The sequence below is a fragment of the Flavobacterium sp. genome (assembly GCF_027531705.1).
In the GTDB taxonomy this organism is placed as follows: domain Bacteria; phylum Bacteroidota; class Bacteroidia; order Flavobacteriales; family Flavobacteriaceae; genus Flavobacterium.
The window spans coordinates 1-23,758 of the sequence record NZ_JAPZSP010000014.1 but is presented as its reverse complement, the minus strand read 5'-3'; the positions used below and the strand labels follow the sequence as shown (position 1 = coordinate 23,758).

At 31.3% G+C, this 23,758-nt stretch carries 23 protein-coding genes and 1 pseudogene; 8 read left to right on the top strand and 16 right to left on the bottom strand.

Features of this window, described 5'->3' with window-relative positions; all coding sequences use genetic code 11:
- Positions 1-427: gamma carbonic anhydrase family protein (locus O9267_RS05290; RefSeq protein ID WP_298176875.1), on the top strand; the 427-nt coding region annotated here is incomplete at its 5' end.
- Here the strand turns inward: O9267_RS05290 and murI are convergent.
- The 8 genes from murI to O9267_RS05250 all read right to left on the bottom strand — a co-directional run bounded on the left by murI (position 424) and on the right by O9267_RS05250 (position 8,749).
- Positions 424-1,203, bottom strand: a complete 780-nt coding sequence (murI, locus tag O9267_RS05285) for a glutamate racemase (protein ID WP_298176873.1) — start codon at positions 1,201-1,203, stop codon at positions 424-426. The two genes, O9267_RS05290 and murI, sit on opposite strands and share 4 nt — an antisense overlap.
- Before the next feature lie 74 nt (positions 1,204-1,277).
- The gene (locus tag O9267_RS05280) at positions 1,278-1,775 is read right to left on the bottom strand and encodes an OmpH family outer membrane protein (RefSeq protein WP_298176871.1); all 498 of its coding nucleotides are present in this window, start codon (positions 1,773-1,775) and stop codon (positions 1,278-1,280) included.
- A 25-nt stretch (positions 1,776-1,800) separates the two neighbouring features.
- Positions 1,801-2,832: an OmpH family outer membrane protein gene (locus O9267_RS05275; RefSeq protein ID WP_298176869.1), complete on the bottom strand. Its 1,032-nt coding sequence runs from the start codon at positions 2,830-2,832 to the stop codon at positions 1,801-1,803.
- A 43-nt stretch (positions 2,833-2,875) separates the two neighbouring features.
- Positions 2,876-5,629 carry a POTRA domain-containing protein gene (locus O9267_RS05270; protein WP_298176867.1) on the bottom strand — a complete coding sequence of 918 codons (2,754 nt, stop codon included), beginning with the start codon at positions 5,627-5,629 and terminating at the stop codon, positions 2,876-2,878.
- Positions 5,562-6,302: an isoprenyl transferase gene (locus O9267_RS05265; protein ID WP_298176865.1), complete on the bottom strand. Its 741-nt coding sequence runs from the start codon at positions 6,300-6,302 to the stop codon at positions 5,562-5,564. The genes O9267_RS05270 and O9267_RS05265 overlap by 68 nt, the downstream gene beginning before the upstream one ends.
- A gap of 2 nt (positions 6,303-6,304) precedes the next feature.
- Entirely contained in the window at positions 6,305-6,988 is a 684-nt protein-coding gene (locus O9267_RS05260) for a DUF6089 family protein (RefSeq protein ID WP_298176863.1), read from the bottom strand.
- Positions 6,989-7,160: 172 nt separating this feature from the next.
- The gene (locus tag O9267_RS05255) at positions 7,161-8,045 is read right to left on the bottom strand and encodes an NAD kinase (protein WP_298176861.1); all 885 of its coding nucleotides are present in this window, start codon (positions 8,043-8,045) and stop codon (positions 7,161-7,163) included.
- Between the two features lie 44 nt (positions 8,046-8,089).
- The gene (locus O9267_RS05250; protein ID WP_298176859.1) at positions 8,090-8,749 is read right to left on the bottom strand and encodes an acetoin utilization protein acuB; all 660 of its coding nucleotides are present in this window, start codon (positions 8,747-8,749) and stop codon (positions 8,090-8,092) included.
- A 91-nt stretch (positions 8,750-8,840) separates the two neighbouring features.
- On the opposite strand from O9267_RS05250, the gene O9267_RS05245 reads away from it, so the two are divergent.
- The 6 genes from O9267_RS05245 (at position 8,841) to clpX (ending at position 14,475) form a co-directional block, all read left to right on the top strand.
- The gene (locus O9267_RS05245) at positions 8,841-9,554 is read left to right on the top strand and encodes a pyridoxine 5'-phosphate synthase (RefSeq protein ID WP_298176857.1); all 714 of its coding nucleotides are present in this window, start codon (positions 8,841-8,843) and stop codon (positions 9,552-9,554) included.
- 142 nt (positions 9,555-9,696) lie between these two features.
- A complete protein-coding gene (locus tag O9267_RS05240; protein ID WP_298176855.1) occupies positions 9,697-10,461 on the top strand; it encodes an alpha/beta fold hydrolase in 765 nt (254 codons plus the stop codon).
- A gap of 47 nt (positions 10,462-10,508) precedes the next feature.
- Positions 10,509-10,853, top strand: a complete 345-nt coding sequence (locus O9267_RS05235; RefSeq protein ID WP_298176854.1) for a phage holin family protein — start codon at positions 10,509-10,511, stop codon at positions 10,851-10,853.
- Between the two features lie 85 nt (positions 10,854-10,938).
- Positions 10,939-12,264, top strand: a complete 1,326-nt coding sequence (locus O9267_RS05230) for a trigger factor (protein WP_298176852.1) — start codon at positions 10,939-10,941, stop codon at positions 12,262-12,264.
- Positions 12,265-12,509: 245 nt separating this feature from the next.
- Entirely contained in the window at positions 12,510-13,166 is a 657-nt protein-coding gene (gene clpP / locus O9267_RS05225; RefSeq protein WP_298176850.1) for an ATP-dependent Clp endopeptidase proteolytic subunit ClpP, read from the top strand.
- A 76-nt stretch (positions 13,167-13,242) separates the two neighbouring features.
- On the top strand, positions 13,243-14,475 hold the full coding sequence (gene clpX / locus O9267_RS05220) for an ATP-dependent Clp protease ATP-binding subunit ClpX (protein ID WP_298176848.1): 1,233 nt from the start codon (positions 13,243-13,245) through the stop codon (positions 14,473-14,475).
- 52 nt (positions 14,476-14,527) lie between these two features.
- Here clpX and O9267_RS05215 read toward each other — a convergent pair whose 3' ends face one another.
- The 5 genes from O9267_RS05215 to O9267_RS05195 form a co-directional block, all read right to left on the bottom strand.
- The gene (locus O9267_RS05215) at positions 14,528-16,726 is read right to left on the bottom strand and encodes an outer membrane beta-barrel family protein (protein WP_298176846.1); all 2,199 of its coding nucleotides are present in this window, start codon (positions 16,724-16,726) and stop codon (positions 14,528-14,530) included.
- A 73-nt stretch (positions 16,727-16,799) separates the two neighbouring features.
- The gene (locus O9267_RS05210; RefSeq protein ID WP_298176844.1) at positions 16,800-16,964 is read right to left on the bottom strand and encodes a hypothetical protein; all 165 of its coding nucleotides are present in this window, start codon (positions 16,962-16,964) and stop codon (positions 16,800-16,802) included.
- On the bottom strand, positions 16,964-17,242 hold the full coding sequence (locus O9267_RS05205) for a type II toxin-antitoxin system RelE/ParE family toxin (protein WP_298176843.1): 279 nt from the start codon (positions 17,240-17,242) through the stop codon (positions 16,964-16,966). The genes O9267_RS05210 and O9267_RS05205 overlap by 1 nt, the downstream gene beginning before the upstream one ends.
- Positions 17,239-17,409: a hypothetical protein gene (locus tag O9267_RS05200; RefSeq protein ID WP_298176841.1), complete on the bottom strand. Its 171-nt coding sequence runs from the start codon at positions 17,407-17,409 to the stop codon at positions 17,239-17,241. Before O9267_RS05200 ends, O9267_RS05205 begins: the two co-directional genes overlap by 4 nt.
- 91 nt (positions 17,410-17,500) lie before the next feature.
- On the bottom strand, positions 17,501-19,027 hold the full coding sequence (locus O9267_RS05195; RefSeq protein WP_298176839.1) for a GH3 auxin-responsive promoter family protein: 1,527 nt from the start codon (positions 19,025-19,027) through the stop codon (positions 17,501-17,503).
- 103 nt (positions 19,028-19,130) lie between these two features.
- Here O9267_RS05195 and O9267_RS05190 point away from each other — a divergent pair, with 103 nt between their 5' ends.
- Entirely contained in the window at positions 19,131-19,925 is a 795-nt protein-coding gene (locus tag O9267_RS05190) for a DUF2797 domain-containing protein (protein WP_298176836.1), read from the top strand.
- 110 nt (positions 19,926-20,035) lie between these two features.
- Here the strand turns inward: O9267_RS05190 and O9267_RS05185 are convergent, their stop codons facing one another.
- The 3 genes and pseudogenes from O9267_RS05185 to O9267_RS05175 form a co-directional block, all read right to left on the bottom strand.
- Complete coding sequence (locus tag O9267_RS05185) at positions 20,036-20,617, bottom strand: hypothetical protein (protein ID WP_298176834.1); 582 nt, start codon at positions 20,615-20,617, stop codon at positions 20,036-20,038.
- A gap of 55 nt (positions 20,618-20,672) precedes the next feature.
- On the bottom strand, positions 20,673-21,098 hold the full coding sequence (locus O9267_RS05180) for a hypothetical protein (RefSeq protein WP_298176832.1): 426 nt from the start codon (positions 21,096-21,098) through the stop codon (positions 20,673-20,675).
- Positions 21,099-21,182: 84 nt separating this feature from the next.
- Positions 21,183-23,758, bottom strand: a pseudogene (locus O9267_RS05175) (AsmA-like C-terminal region-containing protein); the annotation flags it as partial.

Below are 23,758 nucleotides of genomic sequence, written 5' to 3'. Positions count from 1 at the left end.
CTTTGGTGAAAAGTGTAGTGTTTGGTTTAATGCCGTTGTCCGCGGTGATGTAAATAGCATTCATATTGGTAATAAAGTGAATATTCAAGATGGAGCCGTTATTCATTGTACCTATCAAAAACATCCAACTATTATTGGAAATAACGTTTCTATAGGTCATAACGCAATTGTTCACGGTTGTACGATTCAAGATAATGTTCTTATAGGAATGGGAGCAATTGTTATGGATAATTGTATTATCGAAAGCAATTCTATTATTGGTGCTGGTTCTGTTGTAACTCAAAATACAGTTGTTGAATCAGGTACAATATATGCAGGTATTCCAGCTAAGAAAGTTAAAGATTTGAATGCCTCAGATTTTGCTGGAGAAATTGAAAGAATTTCTAACAATTATGTAATGTATTCTAGCTGGTTTAAAGAAGACTAAAACTCTTTTTGAATTACAGAATAGTTGCCATTTAGTATTTCAGAAAGAACCTTTGGATTGTTATTAGTATAAAAAACGGCTTTCCCTTTTTCTTTTGAAGAATTTAAGCCGATTTTTTCTTTTAAAACTTTTTGAGTTTGTCTTGCAACTGCTTCGCCTGAGTCAATAATTTTAATGTTTATAGGTAGCATGTTTTTTATTTGAGGAATCAAATATGGATAATGACTGCAACCCAAAACCAAGTAATCAATGTTTTTTTCAATCATTGGATCAATATAGGAATGAAGTAATTCTGTCATTTCTGATGAATTTAATTCGCCGTTTTCTATCAATTCGACTAATCCATATCCTATTTGTTCAATTATTTTAGTATCGTGGTAAAGCTCAATTGTTTTGTTGAACAGTTCACTTGTCAATGTGCCTTTCGTTGCTAAAACACCAATAGTTTGCGTTTTAGAGTTGATTGCAGCAGGTTTAATCGCTGGTTCAATACCGATAAAGGGAATGTCATATTTGGCTCTTAACTCTTTTATCGCATTTGTTGTAGCGGTATTACAGGCAACAACTATGATTTTGCAGTTCATTTTGAGTAATTCTTCCGTATTTTTAATACTCAAATCAATAATTTCCTGCTTTGATTTTTTTCCATAAGGTGCGTTTGCGCTATCTGCTAAATAAATAGTGTCTTCATTTGGCATCAAACCATGAATTGCTGACCAAATTGAAGTTCCACCGATGCCTGAGTCAAAAAGCCCTATTGGATTATTATTTTTCATTGAAACAAAAGTAAAAAAAAACTGCTCTAATCTGATAATTCAGTAGAGCAGTTTTTAAATTTATTTTAGATTTTTTAAAATCCTAAGTCTTTTTTAACATCAGCAGTCAAGTTTGGACCATCAGCTAAAAGCAAACCTTCAGAATTTAAGATATATTGGTATCCTTTAGCTTTACCAACTTTAGCGATTGAAGCTTTTACTTTTTCATATAAAGGTTTCATAATATCAGCTTCTTTTGCTTGCAATTCTTTTTGAGCATTGTCTCTATAATCAACAATTCTTTTTTGCATGTCTTGCATTTCTTTTGCACGAGTTTCGTTTGATGCTTCTGTTTGAGTTGCAGCTTCTTCTTCGTATTTTTTAAGTTTGTTTTGGTACTCGTCAACCATAGTTTTATACTCAGCATCATAAGTTCCGCTCAATTTTTCTAATTGTTTTTGAGCATCAAGCATTGCAGGCATTTTAGAAATAATTTCGTTTACTTCAACATGTGCAGTTTTTGCTTGCGCTTGAATTGCCTGACTTCCTATTAACATTACGGCAACTATAACCAAAGTTTTAATTTGTTTCATTTTTCTAAATTTAATAATTATTGTTTTAAGGTTTATTTTTGTTCTCTTTATCTTGTTTTAATTTTTCTTCTTTTTCTTTTTTTGCAGCTTCTCTATCTGCTAAAATTTTTGCTCTTTTTTCTTCTAAATTTTTCTTTCTTTCTTCTAAAACACGAGCTCTTTCATCAGCTGCTTTTTGTTTTGCATCTGCAACAACTTTTTCTTGTTCAGTTTTTGCTGAATCATCGACTTTCGTTCCAGTAGAAGTTTCTTTATTTAAATCTTCTTTTGAAGTATTAGCAGGAATCGTGCCATTTTTTTTCTCTGCTCTTTCATCGGTTAGTTTTTTTCTTGCTTCTTCAATCTCTTTTTTCTTTGCCTCGGCAGCCAATTTTCTTTCTTCAATAAGTTTTTCACGAGCTGCTTTTTTCTCTTCTAATTTTTTTTGTCTATCTGCAAGGGCAGGATTTTCTTTAATTTCGTCTTCTAAATCTTGTTTAGCTTCTTTAGCGGCTTCTTCTTTAAGTTGCTTTTTTGACATTTGTGTTTGTTTAGAAGCACGAGTAATTGCACGAATTACTTGATCGCTAATGTCAAATCTTTTCGCTGCAAATAACATTGTTAAATCTGAACTCTTATCAAAAATAAAATCATACTTTTTTGCTTCTGCAATATCTTGAGCAGCTGTAAAAACTTGATCTTGAACTGGCTGAACTAATACAGTTTTTTGAATAATCAAATCACCTTTTGGACCAAATCTTTTTTCTTGATAATCTAATAATTCTTTTTTCTGAAAAGCAATTTCTTCTTCTCTTTCTTCAATTAATTCTTTGGTAAGTAAAACTCTTTCAGTCTTTAGAGACTCTTCAAGTTTGGCTAATTCTAGTCCTTTAATTTCAATTTCTTGTTTCCATTTAAGAGCTTTTTGCTCTAATTGGTTTTTTGCTTCAGTATAATCAGGAACATTTTGAAGGATATATTCCATGTCAATGTAACCAATTTTTACACCTCTACCTTGTGCGCTAACAAAGGTTGAAGTACATATTGAAGCTAGTAAAACAAACAAATATTTTTTCATAATTCTAAAATTTTATTAGAAATAATTTTCAAATATATTGATTTTAAAATTGTTGACCAATGATGAAATGCGTTTCCCAACCATTTTTTTCTGTTCCACCTGGGACAGCATCAAAACCGTGACCAAAATCAATACCTAATAATCCAAACGCAGGCATGAAAATTCTTAATCCAAATCCAGCCGAACGTTGTAATATAAACGGATTATATTGCTTAAAATTGTCATAGGCTGCTCCACCTTCTAAAAATGATAACACATAAATAGATGCAGATGATTTTAAAGTTATAGGATAACGCATTTCTAAAGAGAATTTGTTGTAAATAGTTCCACCATCTTGACTAGATAACGAATTGTTTGGATAACCTCTCAATTGTATTATTTCTCTACCATCAAGTGCAAAATTTGCCAAACCATCTCCTCCTAAAAAGAATCTTTCAAATGGAACTAGTCCTCTATCTTTGTTATATGAACCCATAAATCCAAATTCGCCTAACGAACGTAAAACTAATTTACCATATATTTTAGTAAACCAATCCGCTTTAAATTTGATTTTGTAATATTCTAACCAATTAAATTTCTTTTGATCAACTAAAGCAGGATCTGCCGCAGCTGTTTCTACAGAACTAGCTTTATCTGGATTTGGATTTGTTTGCGATGGAACTTCGGATAAATAATCACCATTATAAACTACATTACCATTTTGACTTGTGTACTGGGTTCCTGAATACTTTAATTTGTATTCATTCAGATTTTTTAGATTTCCATAATCAACACCATTAAACTTCGAATAAGGTGGTGTAAATTTACCCGAAATACTAAACTCAGAGCCATAAGTTGGGAAAATTGGGTTTACCCCTTTATTATTTCTGCTAAGACCTATAGTGTATGCTAAGTTTCTTGATGATCCATTACCAAACGTAAATAATCCAGTGTTATAATTATTCAAATCATAATATTGAAAACTCAATCCTTGAGAGAAAACAAAATAGTTGTCAGGAGCATTTAACCTTTTAGCAAGTCCAACAGATAAGGAAGTAATGTTAAAACTTTTGCTTTTATCTACAGTTGAAAATCCGTTACTTAAGAATTGTTTACTATGTGATAACGATGTGCTAAATTGCACAGGTTTTTTTCCTCCAAACCATGGTTCAGAAAAAGACAAACTATACGTTTGGAAAAATGAACTTGCTTGAAGTCGTAAAGCTACTTTTTGACCATCTCCCATAGGAAGAGGTTTGTAAGCATCTTTTTTGAATAAATTACGAGCGGCAAAATTATTAAACGATAAACCAAGTGTTCCGATGAAACCGCCACCGCCATAACCACCTTGAAGTTCTATTTGGCTTGAACCTTTTTCGACAACTTGATATTCAATATCAACTGTTCCAGCTCCAGCATCAACATTTTTAAATTCTGGTTTGATAGCTTCAGGATCAAAGAAACCTAATGCTCCAATTTCACGAATAGTATTTACTAATTCTTCTTTACTGTATTTTTGACCAGGCTTAGTTCTTAACTCACGGTAAATTACTTTATCGTTTGTTTTGTCATTTCCTGTTACTGTAATTTTGTTGAAATATGCAATTGGACCTTCCACAATTCTAATTTCAAAATCGATTGAATCTCCAACAGTTTTTGTTTCAACAGCATTTATATTTGAAAATAAATAACCATTATTTTGATATAAATTAGTAATATCATCTCCATCAGGTTTTGACTTGTCAGCAATTCTTTTTTCTAACAAAACGCCATTATAAACATCACCTTTTTTAATTCCTAACATTCTACTCAATCCATTATCAGGATAAACAGTGTTTCCTAAGAATTTGATGTCACCAAAATAATATTTGCGACCTTCTTCTATGTTTAAATTTATGGCAATATTTTTCTTTTCTTTATTGTAAATTACAGAATCAGAAGTTATACGAGCATCTCTATATCCTTTCTCTTTGTATTTATCAATAATTGTAGTTAAGTCTTCTTTGTATTTATCTTTAATGAACTTAGATTTCTTGAAAATTCGCAATGGATTTTGAAAAAAAGAACCAACAGTAAGTTTCTGTTTGGTGTTCTTCATTGCTTTTCTAAGTTTTTTATCAGTAAATTTTTCATTACCAGTAAACACAATACTATTTACCTTTATTTTTTCACCTTTATCAATGTTTACAAGCATTTTAACTTCATTGATTACAGTTGTATCAACAACAGTATTAATGTTTACCTTAGTGTTATAGTAACCATCTTTTTTATACTTGTTTTCAATATAGTTTCGAGTAGTAGTAATTAAATTTTCATTAACTATTTTACCTTTTGTAAGATCGTTGTCTTTTATAAGTGATTCGGTTTTATTTTTCTTAATACCTTTAAATTTAACTTCGCTTAATTTTGGTAGTTCGTTTATATTTAATTGAAGATAAATACTGTCGCCAGCAATTTTATTTACATAAAAATCAATTTCGCTAAAAAGACCAAGTTTACCAAGTTTTTTAATTGCATTAGAAATTTCTTCTCCAGGAACTGTTACTGTTTGCCCTTTTTCAAGACCAGCAAATGTAACAACTGTTTGTTGATTGTAGCTTATTTTGCCGATAACTTCAACATCGGCTAGGATATATTTTGTTCCTTGATCAAAAGGAATTCTGTCTTGTTCTTGGGCTTTTATTTGAAAAACACTTCCTAGAAATAGTAATGTAAGAGCTAATCTTAATTTATTTTGTAACACTAAAAATTTATTTAATTTGTTCACTGGTTTTTCCAAATCTACGTTCTCTTTTTTGATAGCTAATGATTGCTTCATACAAATCTTCTTCTTTAAAATCTGGCCAAAGAACCTCGGTAAAGTATAATTCTGCGTAGGCTATTTGCCATAACAAGAAGTTGCTTATCCTATGTTCGCCGCTAGTTCGTATTAATAAATCTACGTCTGGTAAATTTTGCGTGTAAAGATGCTGATTTATAATTGATTCGTCAATAGTGTCAATTGAAATTATATTATTTTTAACTTTATCGCTTATAATTTTAACGGCATTTAGCATTTCTTCTCTTGCTCCGTAGTTCAAAGCAAGTGTTAAAACCATTCGCGTATTGTTTTTTGTTTTTTCTATTACTTCGAGTAATTCTTTTTGAGCCGATTTGGGTAGACGCTCAAGATTTCCAATAGAATTCAAACGAATATTATTGTCAACAAGTGTTTTAAGTTCTTTTTTTAGAGAGCTTATCAAAAGTTTCATTAGGGTTTCTACTTCTAGTTTTGGACGATTCCAATTTTCTGTAGAAAAGGCATAAAGAGTTAAATTTTCAATTCCAAGCTTAGCACAAGTTTCTACGGTGATTCTAACAGATTTAGTTCCGTTTTCATGACCAATTGCTCGTATCAATCCTTGCTTTTTTGCCCAACGACCATTTCCATCCATAATAATGGCTAGGTGTTTTGGTAAATTTTCTAAATTGATTGTATCTTTTGAACTCATTTTTATTGTTTGCAATAACATGGCTTGTTTCCAAAAGTATAAGTTAATGTCATACCTGAAAAAACATACCAATCAGTACTGTTTGTGTTACCAAATTTTAAATGTGACAATTTATCACTTGTTGGATTACTTCCATCAATATCATCTTTGAAAGTATATCTTGCTCCAGCTTCTAGGCCAATAACCCAATGATCTAAAACTTTGGCTTTAACCCCAATAGTCATAGGAATTGCTAAAGCACCATATTTTTTCTCTGTTTTTGGGTAATTCCCTCCTGCAAAATATAATCCGTCGTATCTTGTATAACTTACACCAGAATATATATAAGGTGTAAATTTTTTTGTCATATCATGCTGGTTGAAATCAAAAAAATTAAATTCAAGTCCTAAAGATAATTCTTTTGCACTATTTTCAAAACTATAATCTCTTTCTTTTCTAGACTTCATATCTGAATCAGAATCTCTTGATGTTAATTTTGATTGAACATAAGACGCTCTCCATGAATGTCTTGGACTTTTATTCCATTTGTACAACAAACCATATGCTAACTCGTTTGGGTTTACATATGTTGTTGAACCAACATCGCCTATAAAATTACTTCCACCAAGAAAAACCCCAACTTCGTGTATTTGAGCTTTTGATGATGATAAACTTATTAAAAATAAAACTAAAAAAATTCTTTTCATTCTTCTGAAAATAGCGTGCAAATATAATAATTAAGACTACTAAAAGTACATGATTTCTAATAATCTTTTTTTACTATATTTCACATTAATACTAGCGTCAGATTTTTTCTATTTCTGACTAGTATTTAAACGGTCTTTTTAGGGTTTGTAGTATAAAAAAGTGAAAATAAATTTAATTACGCTTGTCTTCGCCCCAAAGAAGTTTGTTTCGTAGTGTTTTCAGGAAAGTTTCATTCGGAATTTCAACCATATTTATATAAAATGGCGTTTTTCTTATTGTTAAAACCGAATTATTATTGAGTGTTGCAATTCGAGAATCGAGCGAAACTAAATATTGTTCTTCTCTACCAGAAACTTTTAGTTTTATTTCAGTATCATCAGGAATTACGAGTGGTCGCGCATTAAGATTATGCGGTGCTATTGGCGTTATAACAAAACTTTTAACTTCTGGTGTCAAAACTGGACCACCACAACTTAACGAATAACCTGTTGAACCCGTTGGCGTTGAAACAATTAGTCCGTCTGCCCAATAAGAATTTAGATATTCACCGTTCAATGATGTTTCAATTGTAATCATCGAAGTTGTGTCTTTTCGACTAACCGTTACCTCATTCATGGCAAAATTTAGTTCGTTTATTTGTTCGTTTTCAGGTGAACATTCTAAACTTAAAAGTGCTCTTTTTGAAATTGTATATTTTTTTTCAATTACCACTTGAAGGAAACTTTCGATATTTTCTTTTTGAACTTTTGCCAAGAAACCTAATCTTCCAGCATTAATTCCTATTATCGGAATGCCAGAATCTCTAACAAAAGTGGCTGCTCGCAGAATAGTTCCGTCGCCACCAATGCTAACCAAAATATCAAAACTTGAATCTAAACACGAATAATCTTTAAATGTTTTATATTCTCGTTTTAGAATTTCTTGTTCGTACAATATTTTTAAGAATTTTTCTTCAATCACCAATTCGACATTGTTGGCATTAAAAAAAACAAAAATATCTCGAATAATTGGTCGAGTGTCGTTTTGGTAATATTGTCCGAAAATTGCGATTTTCATTTTTTCTAAATTATCTAATTGACAAAAAATTATTGCCACATTGATTACATACTCAAATATTTATCTAAATATTCTGAACGTTCTTTTAAGCTATTCAAATAATTGTCTTCGTGATGTTCTGAAACAATTTCATAATTATATCGTCTGAAAGTTTGAATAATATCATTCATTCCGCCAAGAGCAATTTTTATGGTAATTTGAACATTTTCAACATCTGCTTCTGAAACAAATAAACCTAACAATTTTCCATTGTTGCTTTCTACAATTTGAGCAATTTGACTCATAGAATAATCTTGCATGCTTTTTTTAACCACTATAATGCCACCTTGCTCTCTTAAAAAAGGAGTTTCGTGAAAAAATTTCACAATATCTTCCAATTCATAATAACCTAAATAGGCGTTTTCTTCATTCAAAACTGGAACTATATTGGTGTGATTTTTGGCAAAAACTTCTAAAACATCTAACCAAATCATATTATTTCTGGCAAAAAAACCTTCTAAAGCATATTTATAATCAGCTACTTTTTTATCAGAATCAAAAGTGTCAATGTCATCTGCAGCAATGCTACCTATATATATACCTTCATTTAATACCGAAAAATGAGAAAAAGGAACATCCATAAAAAAATCTTGAACATCGGCAATAGTTTCTTGACTATCAAGCGCTTTGTAATCGTTTGTGATGTAATCGGTAATTTCTGTCATGATACTTATTCAATATTTGTTGCAAAATAATCAAATTTTACAACATAAAACCTTATTTTAACTTTGTATTTTTGTGGTTCAAAAAAATGATATGACAAAGTTAAGCGTAAATATTAATAAAATTGCAACTTTAAGAAATGCTCGTGGCGGAAATGTTCCCGATTTATTGCAAGTTGCTAAAGATATTCAGAAATTTGGAGCACAAGGAATCACTATACATCCGCGACCAGATGAAAGACATATTCGTTATCAAGATGCTCGTGATTTGAAACCAATTGTTTACACCGAGTTCAATATTGAAGGAAATCCGCAACACAATTTTATTGATTTGGTTTTAGAATGCAAGCCCGAACAAGTAACTTTAGTTCCAGATGCTATTGGAGCAATAACGTCATCTGCTGGTTGGGATACTGTAAAAAATCAATCTTATTTGACTGAAGTAATTCAGGAATTTCAGCGTAACGGAATCAGAACTTCAATTTTTGTTGATCCAATTATAGAAATGATTGAAGGTGCAAAAGCAACTGGAACAGATAGAATTGAGTTATACACCGAAGAATTTGCACATCAATATGGTTTAGGGAATCATAAAGGAATTGAAGCATATACAAAAGCTGCAATTATGGCTAATGAGTTAAACTTAGGAATAAATGCAGGTCACGATTTGAGTTTGGATAATATCAAATTTTTTAAAGAAAATATTCCAGGTTTATTAGAAGTTTCTATTGGTCACGCATTAATTTCGGAAGCACTTTATTTTGGTTTGGATAATGTTGTGAATATGTATTTGCAAAAATTGAAGTAAAAACAAACGCGAATTGCACCAATCTTCACGAATTCTGAATTCAAAAATTATTTCACAAATCATCTTATAATGTGAATTCGTGAAATTTTAATCGTCTTTAAAATTTGTGTAAATTCGTGAAATTCGTGTAAAAAATAAGATCATGTTACACTCAAGAATAGAAGGACAAGGTAAACCATTATTAATCATCCATGGATTTTTGGGAATGTCTGACAATTGGAAATCATTTGGTTCTTTATATGCTGCCGAAGGATTTGAATCACATATGTTAGATTTGCGCAATCACGGTAGAAGTTTTCACTCTGAAGACTTTAGCTACGAAGTAATGACTCAAGATGTTTTAGAATATTGTCAAGAATATAATTTAGAAAAAATTTCCATAATAGGACATTCAATGGGCGGAAAAGTTGCTATGCTTTTTGCAACAAAATATCCCGAAATGATGGAAAAATTAATTGTTGCCGATATTGGACCCAAATATTACGCGCCACATCATCAAGATATTTTAGCAGGATTAAATGCTGTAGATTTTTTATCAAAACCAGATAGAACAGCCGTTGAAGAAACATTATATCCTTTTATTCCTGATTATGGTACGCGTCAATTTTTAATGAAAAGTTTGTATTGGAAAGAACCAGGTCAATTAGCTTTCAGATTCAACTTGGATGTTTTTAACAGAAAAATTGAAGAAGTCGGCACAATATTACCAGAAAATACAATTTTTGAAAAACCAACTTTGTTTATTCGAGGCGGAAATTCCAAATATATCTTAGATACCGATTTACCCCAAATAAAAGAACATTTTCCGAACTTAGAATTAGTAACAATTCCAAACGCTGGACATTGGCTTCACGCAGAAAACCCAAAAATGTTTTTTGAGGAAACGGCACGTTTTTTGACTAAATGATAAAGTGATTGACAATTTCACTAACTTTGAATTTTAAAACAAAATCTATGAACACACTTATCAGAATTATCATAACTGCCATTCTTGTTCTTGTAATTGACTATTTTATGTCTGGTATTACAGTTGCAAGTTTCACAACATCTATTTTAGTAGCTATCGTTTTAGCATTGCTTAATACTTTTATCAAGCCACTTCTAATATTTTTTACTTTTCCTGTTACTATTCTAACACTCGGATTGTTTCTTCTGGTTATCAATGCTATAATTATTATTTTGTGTTCCAAAATAGTTGGTGGCTTTCACGTTGATTCGTTTTGGACAGCATTATTGTTTAGTATAATTCTATCATTATCACAATCGTTAATGAATGGTTTGACCAAAGAAAAAAAGTAAAAATACTTGTCAAATAAAAACTTGGTTGGGTTGCAAAAATGTTCTAATTTTGCAACCCAATTTTATTATGTAAATCAAGTCAGAAATGGATATCAAAAGAGTAGCAATAAATGCTGTAAATGAAGTAATTGTAATGAATGTTCCACCAATGGAATATAAAGGTCAAGTCACAAAAAGAATCAACGAAAAAATGCCATTGGCAACTGTAAAAGGTTTTCGAAAAGGACAAGTGCCAAGAGCATTAGTAGAAAAACAATATGGTAAAGCCATCAAAATAGAAGAAGTAAACAAAGTTGTTCAACTTGCTTTGACTCGTTATATACAATCAGAAAGACTTGATTTGCTTGGAACACCACTTCCTAAAATTAATGAAAATTTCGATTGGGATGCTGAAGATTTGGTTTTTGAATTTGAAATTGGTCTTGCTCCAAAATTCGAAATCGATATGGAAGCTAAAAACGATATTGTAAAATATGTTGTAAAAGCTGACGATACTTTTATCAACGCTCAAATTGCTCGTATCCAAAAACAATATGGTAAAATCGTTTCTAAAGAAGTTGTGGAAGCTGGAAATGATGTTTCAGGTGTTTTTGCAAACGAAGAAGCTGGTATTTATAACCGTACAACTGTCGATTTAGAAGAATTTGCAGATAAAAAATTAGCCAAAAGCTTTGTTGGTAAAAAAATTGGTGACGTTGTAAGTCTTAAAACTAAAGGTTTATTTGCAGATGATCACAAATTAATGGATTACCTAGCAGTTTCTCATGACGATGTGCACCATCTTGATGTAGAAGTAACTTTTACTATCGATGAAGTTGTGGCTAGCGAACCAGCTGAATTAAATCAAGAACTTTTCGATAAATTATTTGGACCAGGAGTTGTAAATTCTGTTGACGAATTGAAAGCCAAAATCAAAGAAGATGTTGAAAAACAATTCGCAGTTCAAGCAGAACAAAAATTAATGGTTGACGTTCAAGAATTCTTAATCGAGAATAACAAATTCGAATTGCCATCAGAGTTTCTTAAAAAATGGTTGCAAACAGCTGGCGAAAAAGTATTAACTCCAGAAGAAGCTGCCATCGAATACGAAAGATCAGAAAAAGGACTTCGTTTCCAATTAATTGAAGGAAAAGCACTAGCGCAAAGCAATATCCAAATCACTTTTGAAGACCTAAAATCGTTTACAGCAAACGCTATCCGTCAACAAATGTTACAATTTGGAAAAGTTGATGCTTCCGACGAAGAAGTGGAAGGAATTGTGGCTCGTGTACTTTCTAATCAAGAAGAAGTAAAACGTCTTTCTGAGCAAGTTGTAGCCGAAAAAATGTTGCAATTATTCAAAGATAAAGCCAATCCAACTACTAAAGAAGTGACTTACGAACAATTTGTTGCTGCTATGTACGGCGAATAAATTCTAACAAATATTTAGTATCTTTGAGCGTCAAGAATTTGTATTTTTGACGCTCATTTTTTTTAGAAGCTATTCCTGCTATCCGCTATATCTTTTCTTTTTTAAAGAAAAAAAGAAAAGGATGTCGCTACTATCAGGGCTAAGTCAGGACAAATTGACGTATAAAATAAAAGGTACGACCTTTGTAATAGAAACAATAGTTTGGAATTAACCATCTAAACTTTAAACACATAAACTTTTTTAAAATGAACTACGGAAAAGAATTTAAAAAATTCGCAACTAAGCATCACGGTGTAAACAGTTTGTATTACGATAAACTTACTGCAAGTTTAACACCTTATATTATTGAAGAACGCCAACTTAATGTATCGCAATTAGACGTTTTTTCACGTTTAATGATGGACAGAATCATCTTCATGGGAACAGGAGTTGATGACTATATGGCAAACATTATTCAAGCACAATTGTTGTTTTTAGAATCTGTTGATGCTTCTAAAGATATTCAAATCTACATAAATTCTCCAGGCGGAAGTGTATATGCCGGACTTGGAATTTATGACACTATGCAATATATCAAACCAGATGTAGCCACTATTTGTACAGGAATGGCAGCTTCTATGGGTGCTGTTTTACTTTGTGCAGGAGCTGCAGGAAAACGTTCAGCATTACCACATTCAAGAGTTATGATTCACCAACCATCAGGTGGCGCACAAGGTGTAGCAACCGATATGGAAATCAACTTGAAAGAAATGTTGAAATTAAAAGACGAATTATACCAAATCATTTCACATCATTCAGGGCAAACTTTCGATAAAGTACATAAAGATTCCGAAAGAGACTATTGGATGATAGCTGATGAAGCAAAAGAGTACGGAATGATTGATGAGGTTTTAAGAAGATAATAAAAGGTAGTAGGTATTAGGTGGTAGGTATTAGGTAACCTACCACCAAATACCTACTACCTATTACCTAAAAAAGATGGCAAAAGAAAAATTAGAATGTTCCTTCTGCGGAAGAAAAAAACCAGAAACCAATTTATTAATTGCTGGTATTGATGCGCATATATGCGATCGTTGCATCGAGCAAGCGCACGGAATAATCCTTGAGGAATTAAAAACAACGGCTGGTTCCAAAACAGTATCTGATTTGATTTTGCGTAAGCCAAAAGAAATTAGAGCTTTCCTTGATGAATATGTTATTGGTCAAGATCAAACCAAAAAAGTGATGTCGGTTGCGGTTTATAATCACTACAAAAGATTAATGCAACAACAGCACCATGAAGATGTAGAAATTGAAAAATCAAACATCATTATGGTTGGACAAACTGGAACTGGTAAAACGCTAGTTGCTAAAACTATTGCGAGAATGTTAGACGTTCCTTTAGCTATTGTTGATGCAACTGTTCTTACCGAAGCTGGTTATGTTGGTGAAGATGTAGAAAGTATCTTAACAAGATTATTACAAGCTGCCGATTATGATGTAACCAAAGCCGAACGCGGAATTGTATTCATTGATGAAATTGATAAAATTGCTCGTAAAAGCGATAATCCATCAATAACTCGCGATGTTTCTGGTGAAGGTGTGCAACAAGCGTTACTCAAATTATTAGAAGGAACAGTTGTGAATGTACCACCAAAGGGCGGAAGAAAACATCCTGATCAAAAATTTGTTGAGGTAAACACTCAAAATATTTTGTTTATAGCAGGTGGTGCTTTTGACGGAATTGAAAGAATTATTTCAAAAAGATTAAACCGTCAAGCAATAGGGTATAGCACCTCAAAAAATGCTGACAATATTGATAAAGAAAATCTTCTTCAATATATTATCCCAAAAGATATAAAAGATTTTGGATTGATTCCTGAAATTATTGGTCGTTTACCTGTTTTAACACATATGGATCCGCTGGATAGAGAAACATTACGTTCTATATTAACAGAACCTAAAAATGCTTTAATCAAACAATATGAAAAACTTTTTGAAATGGATGATGTCAAGTTTACCATTTCAAACGAAGCACTTGATTACATTGTTGATAAAGCTTTAGAATATAAACTTGGAGCACGTGGATTGCGTTCTCTTTGTGAAGCAATTCTAACTGATGCAATGTATGAACTACCAAGTACAGATGAAAAAGTACTAGATATCGATAGAGATTATGCAGAACATACTTTGAATAAGAACTTACTAAAAAGACTAGAAATAGCTTCCTAAATAAAAAATCCCGAATAGTTCGGGATTTTTTTATGTTTAATTTGTGCCAAATTTACTTCACCAATCCGCCGCCACTTTTAACTTTTTCTACTTGAATATCGGTGTTGTCTTTTTCAAGTTTCAAGTTCCCAAAATTGTAGGTTAATGAAATTCTAAAGACTCTACTATCTTGTTTTTGATAAAAATTGGTTTGCAAATTTGTTGATGAAACTAAGGCATTTATTTCATTTTGGTTAAAAACATCAAAAGCGTGAAGTCCAACTTTTAGTTTTTTATTCATAAAATCTTTGTTTAATGAAACATCAAACTGCTGAATTGGTTTCATGATTTTATAAATTTCCCAAGTTCCGCCTTCTGGCAAAATAAAGTACGTCCAACTACTTTTTACATCCCAAGGCAAAATGATTTGTGCTTGTGCTGCATAATTCCAAACTGGTTTTTGTTCAAATGAAAAAGTGTAACCATCAGTTAAAGATTTGATATAATTGATGCTTAAATAAACATAATTCATCTTGTCTATATTTTGCATTCTTTTTTGAAATTCATCTTTTCCTTTCAAGAAGTAATCTAGTGGTACGGGAAAATTAGCAAAAGCACTTAAGGTTTTGAAACGGTCAAATTGTTGAAATGTTTGAATACTTTCTAATTCACCAGGATTTGCATTTAAAATAAATTGATTACTGTTTTTAGCAACTGTATAATTAGTCCCAATTTGAACAAAATCCATAGCAGATACTTTAAATTCGTAATTATCAAAAATGGATGGGTTTAGCAGCAAATTTCCTTCAGAAGAGTTGAATTGGTCAAAGTTTGAACCATTTGGATCGAGTGTTCTATAACTTGGTTGCGAAATTTTTCTAGAATAGGAGGCACTTACATTTACACTATTGGTGATTTCATATAATGCACTAACATTGGGAAATAAATTATTGTTTTTAAAATCGATTTTTGTTGGAATATTTTCTACTATTCCAGTACGATTTACATGGAAGTTTTCATAGCGCAAACCAGCAGTAAAATTAAATTTTTTGATTTTCTTTCTAGCTTCAGCATAAAAAGCTAAGTTAGTTTCTTTGTAATCAAAATCTATAAAATCAGGATTTATTTTGTTAAGATTATAGGTTCCGAAATTGTCAACTTCAAGTGTGTTGAATTTTCCACCGGTATTAATTGAGAATTTTAATTTTTCAAAAGGAATAGCAAAATCAAATTTAGTATAATAATTTAATAATTTAAAATCGTTTGAATTGTTAAAAAACGATGGAGTAGTAGTAATAGCATCAAATCCGTTAGAATTACTAATCGGATTTCTGTCTATGATATTTGTGTAGGCAATAATATCCAATGTTCTTCCAATTGTGTCTAACTTAGTTTTAAATTGTAAACTCAATTCGTTATTGTTGCCTTTTGTTTTAGTCAAACCTTTGTTTTCATACTTTATATTTGAGCCAAGTGTTTTTGCTGAGAAATCTTCTCTATCATTAGAAAAATTAGTATTGTAATTAAACAATAAGTTCGATTTTGCACTTAGTCTATAATTGGTGCCAGCTCTAAAATATAAATTTCTTTCGGTATTTATAGCAAGCCTACTTTGGTCTAAGTATTCAATAGGATTAAAAGTTGTAAACGCTTGACCATTTTTAGATTTCTGTTCTGATTCGATATAATTGTAACCCAACATTGTTTGCCAACTTAAGTTCTTTTCTTTTCCGTTGAGTAAAATTTGTGGACTTGGTTTTTGGTATTTATTGAAGTTATAATTGATGTTAAAACTAGCATTAACACCTTTTAAACGTTTTGAACTTGTAACCAAATTTATGACCGAACCACTTGCATTAGCATCAAAAGAAGCACCTGGATTATAGATTAATTCTGCTTTTTCAATGGCGCTTGCAGGTAAAGTTGAAAGATAGTTTTCTAAATCGGTTCCGCTCAATGTACTTGGAGATCCGTCAATAAAAATGGTTACACCTTTTCCGTTCAATGTTAATCCGCCAGTTGGAGAAGCAATAACACCAGGCATTTTTTTTACGGCATCATAAGCATTTCCCGTGCTTAACATTGGGTTTTCTTTAATGCCAACGGTAGTTTTGTCTGAATCGACTTTTAAGAATTTTTTGTTGTTACCATAAATAGTAACTTCTTGTAATTCATTGTTTTTTGATTTTGTTGCGGTAGAATCTTTTGGAGTTTCTTGCGCAAAAATAAAATTTCCTGCTAGTAAACTTAGCGTGAAGAAAAGTGATTTCATGTTTGATTGTTTTGATTAATGATTACCAATAAGACTTGAAATACACTAAAATGTTACAACCAAAAGAAAAAAATCAGGAAGTTTTTAAAGTTTCTTTTTTTACTTCTAATTTGTAAAGAGAAATAGAATTGGTTTTTGTTACAATTTCGCAATTTCTTCTTGGTCCACAACCCATTCGTTTTGGTCCACAAGAAACTAAAAAAGAAATGGTTGCGAGTGTAAGAAGCAGTTTTTTCATTAATAGAGATGATTTGACTGATTGAATAATAACGTAATAATTTCTATTGTATTATCTTGAATTCTGTAAATCAATGAAATGTGTTTGTTGATTATACATTTATGATAATTTATAATCTTTGATTGTGGACAAATATGATTATGATTTGAAATTTTAGTAATTAAATTGAATGTTTCAAATTCGAATTTTTCTACAATTCTACTATTCCATTTCTCAAAAAGCTGTTCAATAATATAAATGTAATATTCTTTAGCTTGATTAGACCAAACAATTTTCATTGACCATTTTTTAATTCAGAAATTCTTTTTTTACTGAACGCCATTACTTCATCATTTGTATAAATATTTCCTGATTCTAAATCTTCAATTCCTTTTTGAATTGATTTTTTTTCTTCAACAGAAAGTGATTCATACCAATCTTCTTCAACAACAGAAACAAAGTCCATTTTTTTTAGTAATTCTAAAAAAAAGGAATATTTGTGGTCTTTAATATTTAATGTAATTTGTTTCATCTATTCAAAAGTATAAAAATTACTTCTATTTTGATACAGAAATTTGCATTAATTTCAATTGCTCCAAATAATCTCTTTGGTTAGATAATCTTGGAATTTTATGTTGACCGCCTAATTTATCATTTTCTTTTAACCAATCGTAAAACAAATTTTCACGTGCTATATTTACAGATAACTCATTTAAAGTCATATTATTGTATCGCTTGGCTTCGTAATCAGAATTTAAAGTTTGCAATGTTTCATCCAAAACTTTTTGAAATTGGGCAATGTCTTCAGGTTGTTTTTTAAACTCAATCATCCATTCGTGTGCACCTTTTTCTTTTCCTTTCATAAAAATTGGAGCAACGGTATAATCAATGACTTCGCAGTTTAACATAGAACTGGTTTTAGCAATCGCCATATCGGTATTTTCTACCATCAATTCTTCTCCAAAAACATTAATATGGTGTTTTGTTCTTCCTGAAACTCTTATTCTGTAAGGACTTAATGATGTAAAACGAACTGTATCGCCAATCATATAACGCCATAAACCAGAATTGGTTGTGATTACAATTGCGTAATTTTTGAACAATTCAACTTCGCTTAGCGGAACAATTTTTTGATTAGAAGTTCCGAAAGTATCCATTGGAATAAATTCGTAGAAAATGCCATAATCCAACATCAACAACAAATCGTTAGAATAATTCAAATCTTGAATGGCAAAAAAGCCTTCGGAAGCATTGTAAATTTCATAGTATTTGAAATCATTGCTAGGCAGAATCTTTTGATATTGTTCGCGATAAGGTTCAAAATTTACGCCGCCGTGAAAATAAACTTCCAAATTGGGCCAAAGTTCTAAAAGTGAAGTATTGTTGGTTTCGGTCAAAATTCGATTTAGCAAAACCAACATCCACGACGGAACACCAGCAAAACTGGTTACATTTTCGGTTTTTGTTTCGTTGATAATGGCGGTTAGTTTGGTTTCCCATTCGCTCATTAACGAAATTTTGCTGCTTGGCGTGCTGCTAAATTCTGCCCAAAGTGGCATGTTTTCTATCAAAATGGCGGATAAATCACCAAATGATGTATTGTTGTTTTCATATATTTGAGAACTGCCACCCAATCGCAAACTTTTTCCCAAAAACATTTCAGAATCTTCATTGTTGTTCAAATACATGCATAGCAAATCCTTGCTGCCTTTGTAATGACAATCTTCGAGTGCTTCGCTGCTTACAGGAATAAATTTGCTTTTGGCATTAGTAGTACCGCTTGATTTGGCAAACCATTTTATAGGTGTATTCCAAAAAACATTTTGAGCACCTTTTCGTGTAAGTTCAATCATTGGTTCCAATTCTTCATAAGTAGAAACAGGAACTCTTTCGGTAAATGTTTTGTAATTTTTTATCGATTCAAAATCGTATTTTTTTCCAATAACGGTTTCTTCGCAATTGCGAATTAGGTTCATAAGTAATTCATCTTGAACTTCATGTGGATATTTCAAAAACAACTCAATCTGATGAATGCGCTGTTTTAAAAACCAAGAAGCAATTGAATTTATAATTGGAAAAGGCATAAAAAAGTACGATTTACGAGGTTTGAAATACGAAATTAGTAACTTTACCAAAAATAACAAATTTTCTTGAACTTGAAACTTTAAACCTGAAACTTTACACCAAATGACTTACGAAGGCGTGCTTACCAAAATGCAAACAGAATATGCTGATCCAATTCAATACTATTTGGTTTTTGAAAATAGCTTTCTCAATTTGAATCAATTGTTGGATAAATCGTTAGAAATTAATTTTGTTGGTTACCAATGTTTGAATTGTGGTAAAAAGAAAAAAATCTTTCGTCAAGGATTTTGTTATGATTGTTTTATGAGCAGTGCTGCGGCTGGCGATTGGATTATGAAACCCGAACTTTCAACAGCGCATTTAGATATAGAAGATAGAGATTTAGAGTACGAACGTAAAGTACAATTGCAACCACACATTGTATATTTGGCATTGTCTAGCGAAATAAAAGTAGGCGTAACGCGTAAAACCCAAGTACCAACTCGATGGATTGATCAAGGTGCAGTGCAAGCTATTCCGATTGTGGAAGTTCCTAATCGTTATTTGGCTGGAATTACCGAAGTTGCGCTGAAAAATCTTTATGCCGACAAAACCAATTTCAGGAAAATGTTGACAAACCAAGTTCCATTAGCAGATTTGATTAAAGAACGTGCCAGTTTGAACTATTTAATTCCCAAAGAAGTTCAGGAATATTTTCATCCAGAAAAAGATGATTTATACGATTTGCATTTTCCCGTTTTAGAATATCCCAAAAAAGTAACAAGTTTAAGTTTAGATAAATCGCCTAACTTTACAGGAAAACTAAAAGGAATAAAAGGGCAATACCTGATTTTTGAAGACGGAACGGTTTTTAATATCCGAACGTTTGAAGGTTATGTGGTGAAGATTTCATTATAGAGTTTTCATTCTCAACTTGTTTCAGAATCTCAGTGCTGGTGCGAGCTTCTAGCTCGTATCCAAAAATTTGTTGTTGGCACGAGCTAGAAGCTCGCGTTAGCGGTGAAAATTTACTTAATTTTCTTTTCAAATCGTCTTTTTGAACGTTCAAAAGCAGTTTTTTCCCACGTTGAATCAAAACCCTGCCAAAAAATCCTTATCGTATATACTCCAGCATTTGTCCAAATTAAAACATCCATATCATCATATTTGAAAAAGATATTATTATTGTCACTACTTTCTTTTAAAAATTTATTATTTGTGTCAATTGAAGTTTCTATTTTATTTAAAAATTCAATTGCTTTATCTTTTTCAAGATTTTTAAATGAGTAACCTTGGTAGAGTACGCCTGACTCATTCCAATAATCGCCATAAAAACCTAATATTAAACCCTCTTTTTGTTTTGCATCGCATTTATAAAGTAAAGTAGTTAATTCGCCAGAACTTGCTGCTGCTAATGGAATAACTTCAAAAGGAACAACTTGTGCTGTTGATCCTAAAACGGATTTGAATAAAAATTCTTTTGATTTAAAAAGAGATATTTCTTTGCTAAATTCTTTTGCAGTCCAAATATTGTTACTATTTACTTTGACTTGAGAGTAAAGAAAATTAGTTAGTAAAAATATAATTAAAAGGAATTGTCTTATTTTCATTTTTTTAGTTTTTGTATACCTTATTGCTAGTACTAGTGATAATCTTATAACTTATCTAGTCATAATATCCGTGCTTTTTTAAATGAGAAAAAACATCCTCTGTAAAACCTTCAATATTTGGATTTAGAATTAAGTTGCTAACTATAACTTCTATCGGTTTATTTTGTTTAAAATGAATTTCGTGATTAAGAAATGCGTTTTCTACAAATTGTTTAATGTCAACAAAATCTTTAGTTTTATTTTCTATAACAAAATCCGAAAAATATTCAGAAAGGTATCCAACAGTTTCTTTTTTTGAATTTATTTCTAAAAAATGTGATGCAATTCTAAAACCAAATTTGCAAATGTCTTTAATTCCATCTGAGGCTGGAAATAATTCTAAAACTATTTCTACATTAGACTCCATTAAAGGTTTTGTTTTTAGTAATTCAATATTGAAATCTAAACGTATTATTTTAAAATCTGCATTATATATTTTCATTGTTGTTCGGCTTTTTTAATTGAATCTGTTTTAGTTATGTAAAGCATAGAAATGATTTTATACTTCTTACAGTAACTTAATATATCACTTCTTCTTATTAAACAACCCATTCAACAATTCGCCAGCTTTTTTGGTAGCTTCTTCTTTTACTTTTTCCTTTACTTCTTGTTTGGTTGTTGGAATAACAGTTTTGCTAGTGTCACCTGGTTTTTTGATGTTTTTATCTATTAAAGAACCCAGTTTTGTTGTGCCTTCTTTTACCAATTTGTCTTTTTGTTGTTTTACCAAATTGGTTACTAAAGTTGTAGTTGCTGCTTTAACATCAGTCGTAACTTTTGGGTTTGAAAAAGTTCCGTTCAAAATAGCATTTACCGGAATATTATCTAGTTTTTTTGCATCGGCTGGCGTTAGTTTTGCTATCAATGCGTTTACTTCGTTTCCTAAATATTTGGCTGGTACATCAAATTTTAAATCGTATTTCATATTTTGGTCAAAACCGTGACTTCCGCCAACATTGACCTTAATGTCTTGGTATTTAATGTCAAAAGGTTTGATGTTTACTTTTCCATCTTTGAAAGTCAAGGCAGCTTTTAAATCTTTCAAATTCAATTTACTCAAATCAACAAAATTCAAATTAGAATCTAAGGTAGAAAGCAGTTTAGAATTGCTAGAATTTACTGAACCACCTAATAATTGGCCTAATAAATCACCAGAAAGTGTTTTCAAATCGGGTGTCATTTCTTTAGCATCTAAATTTCCTGAAAGACTAATGGTTGAATTCAATTTTCCGTTAATAACATCGGCAATTGGCGCAATTTTTTTCAACATATCAAGTTGCGAAAAGGTTGATGGTATATCTACTTTGTTCAAGTTCAATTTCATGTTGAAAGTTGGTGTTTTTTGTTTGGTCGAAACCGTTCCGTTCATACCAATTTGACCACCAAAAATATCAGAATTCACGTTTTGCAATGTTACTGCTTGGTCTTTTATAATCAGTTTTCCTGCAACATTTTTCAAAGTTAAATTATCATACAAAACGGTATTTGCTTTGGCTGTCAACGAACAATCTAAAAACGCTGGAATTTTTACTGGTTCAGAAGCCGCTTTTGTTTCAGTTTTAGTTGGTTCGGCAGTTGTCATAAAATCGGCAACGGCAATTTGATTAGAAACCATATTGAAGTTTCCTTGCAAATTCTGATTTCTGAACATAAATCCGTAGAAATTTTCTAAAACACCAGTCAAATTCATATCGCTTTTTCCAGTCGTAGCTTTAAATTCTTGCAAATTAACTCTACTCGGATTGAACTGAACAATAGCATTGTTTATGGTTAAATTTTTTCCTTTTTCGAGAGAATATTTAAAGCCAGAAAGTTGCATTGTTCCAGCATTATTGATGTTTTGATATTGACTAGTTTCAACCGATTTCATATCGAATTTGGTTGTAACATCGGCTTTCAAAATTCCCGAAAGTGGCGTGTCTAATTTTATAGGATATGCTTTTGTGAAATTGCCAAGATTGATAGTTCCTTTCAAAGCTGCGTCAACCAAAGCATTTGTAGCTACATTTTTGATACTGGCTTTTGCATTGAAAACATCTTGATCAATTGAAAATGAAAGTCTGTCCAAATTCACATAGGTGTCATTCATCAAACCAGTTTCGTTGATAATTTTAGTATCAATTATAATATTCTTAACCGATTTTGGTAAATCAGGATATTGAAATGAAGCATTGTTAGAAGCAATAGCTATGTTGAATTTCGGAACTGTTGTATCAGTCAAAGTTCCTTTGGCAAAACCAGAAACGGTAAAATCGCCCGAAGTTTTTACATTGTCCAAACTACTAGCATAAGCCGCAGGAATCAATCCTAAGAAATTTTTGAAAGAAGAAGTTGGCGTTTTAAAAGTCAAATCATATACTTGTCCAGCTTCTACCATTTGGATAAATCCATCAAATTCTAAAGGCAATTCGTTGATTTTTGCTTTGTTTTCTTTGAAAGTATATTTGCTTTGGTCTAAATCAATTCCGAGAATAGCATCAAGCGTAACAGCTACATTTTTCATATAGTTTACTTTGTCCATATCAAGCGAAACTTTTGCCGTTGTTTTGGTATTCAAATCCAATTTTTGAGCAGCAAAATCTCCAGTTCCATTATGATTAATGCTATCAAGAACCATTTTGATTTTAGAAGATTCATCAAAATAGGTAAAACGCATATTTTCAACATCATATTGATTTATTTTCAAGTTCAAAGGATCACTTTTTCCAGCATCTTTTTCGTCTTTTTTATCTTTAAGCGCAATGTCAAAGTTGCCAATTCCATCTTTGTTGAAAATGATATTTACTACAGAATTTTTGGTTGACAAAGCTTCAATGTTTATAGGTTCGTCTTTGCCTTTGAATAATTCTTTAATCGACATTTTCAAATTTAATTCGCCTAACGAAACCAATGTATCGCCTTCAAATGGCGCTTTGTTGATGATAACTAATTTTTCAATTGCCACATTAGCTTGCGGAAAACTTTTGAATAAACTCAAATCAGCATCGGCAAACGAAACTTTTGCGTCTAAATTTTCATTAATGGTTTCAGCAATTTTAGCTTTTATTTCATCTTGAAAAAAGTACGGAATTGCTATTAATGAAACAATTAGTTAAACTAGTA

Bases quoted from the DNA above. Each gene is read 5' to 3' on its own strand.
- O9267_RS05280 (WP_298176871.1), bottom strand. From the start codon at position 1,775: ATGAAACAAATTAAAACTTTGGTTATAGTTGCCGTAATGTTAATAGGA.
- O9267_RS05190 (WP_298176836.1), top strand. From the start codon at position 19,131: ATGACTTACGAAGGCGTGCTTACCAAAATGCAAACAGAATATGCTGAT.
- clpX (WP_298176848.1), top strand. From the start codon at position 13,243: ATGGCAAAAGAAAAATTAGAATGTTCCTTCTGCGGAAGAAAAAAACCA.
- O9267_RS05240 (WP_298176855.1), top strand. From the start codon at position 9,697: ATGTTACACTCAAGAATAGAAGGACAAGGTAAACCATTATTAATCATC.
- O9267_RS05255 (WP_298176861.1), bottom strand. From the start codon at position 8,045: ATGAAAATCGCAATTTTCGGACAATATTACCAAAACGACACTCGACCA.
- clpP (WP_298176850.1), top strand. From the start codon at position 12,510: ATGAACTACGGAAAAGAATTTAAAAAATTCGCAACTAAGCATCACGGT.
- O9267_RS05180 (WP_298176832.1), bottom strand. From the start codon at position 21,098: ATGAAAATATATAATGCAGATTTTAAAATAATACGTTTAGATTTCAAT.
- O9267_RS05215 (WP_298176846.1), bottom strand. From the start codon at position 16,726: ATGAAATCACTTTTCTTCACGCTAAGTTTACTAGCAGGAAATTTTATT.
- O9267_RS05195 (WP_298176839.1), bottom strand. From the start codon at position 19,027: ATGCCTTTTCCAATTATAAATTCAATTGCTTCTTGGTTTTTAAAACAG.
- O9267_RS05265 (WP_298176865.1), bottom strand. From the start codon at position 6,302: ATGAGTTCAAAAGATACAATCAATTTAGAAAATTTACCAAAACACCTA.
- O9267_RS05245 (WP_298176857.1), top strand. From the start codon at position 8,841: ATGACAAAGTTAAGCGTAAATATTAATAAAATTGCAACTTTAAGAAAT.
- O9267_RS05275 (WP_298176869.1), bottom strand. From the start codon at position 2,832: ATGAAAAAATATTTGTTTGTTTTACTAGCTTCAATATGTACTTCAACC.
- O9267_RS05200 (WP_298176841.1), bottom strand. From the start codon at position 17,409: ATGGACTTTGTTTCTGTTGTTGAAGAAGATTGGTATGAATCACTTTCT.
- murI (WP_298176873.1), bottom strand. From the start codon at position 1,203: ATGAAAAATAATAATCCAATAGGGCTTTTTGACTCAGGCATCGGTGGA.
- O9267_RS05270 (WP_298176867.1), bottom strand. From the start codon at position 5,629: ATGAAGCAATCATTAGCTATCAAAAAAGAGAACGTAGATTTGGAAAAA.
- O9267_RS05205 (WP_298176843.1), bottom strand. From the start codon at position 17,242: ATGAAAATTGTTTGGTCTAATCAAGCTAAAGAATATTACATTTATATT.
- O9267_RS05260 (WP_298176863.1), bottom strand. From the start codon at position 6,988: ATGAAAAGAATTTTTTTAGTTTTATTTTTAATAAGTTTATCATCATCA.
- O9267_RS05210 (WP_298176844.1), bottom strand. From the start codon at position 16,964: ATGAAAAAACTGCTTCTTACACTCGCAACCATTTCTTTTTTAGTTTCT.
- O9267_RS05230 (WP_298176852.1), top strand. From the start codon at position 10,939: ATGGATATCAAAAGAGTAGCAATAAATGCTGTAAATGAAGTAATTGTA.
- O9267_RS05250 (WP_298176859.1), bottom strand. From the start codon at position 8,749: ATGACAGAAATTACCGATTACATCACAAACGATTACAAAGCGCTTGAT.
- O9267_RS05235 (WP_298176854.1), top strand. From the start codon at position 10,509: ATGAACACACTTATCAGAATTATCATAACTGCCATTCTTGTTCTTGTA.
- O9267_RS05185 (WP_298176834.1), bottom strand. From the start codon at position 20,617: ATGAAAATAAGACAATTCCTTTTAATTATATTTTTACTAACTAATTTT.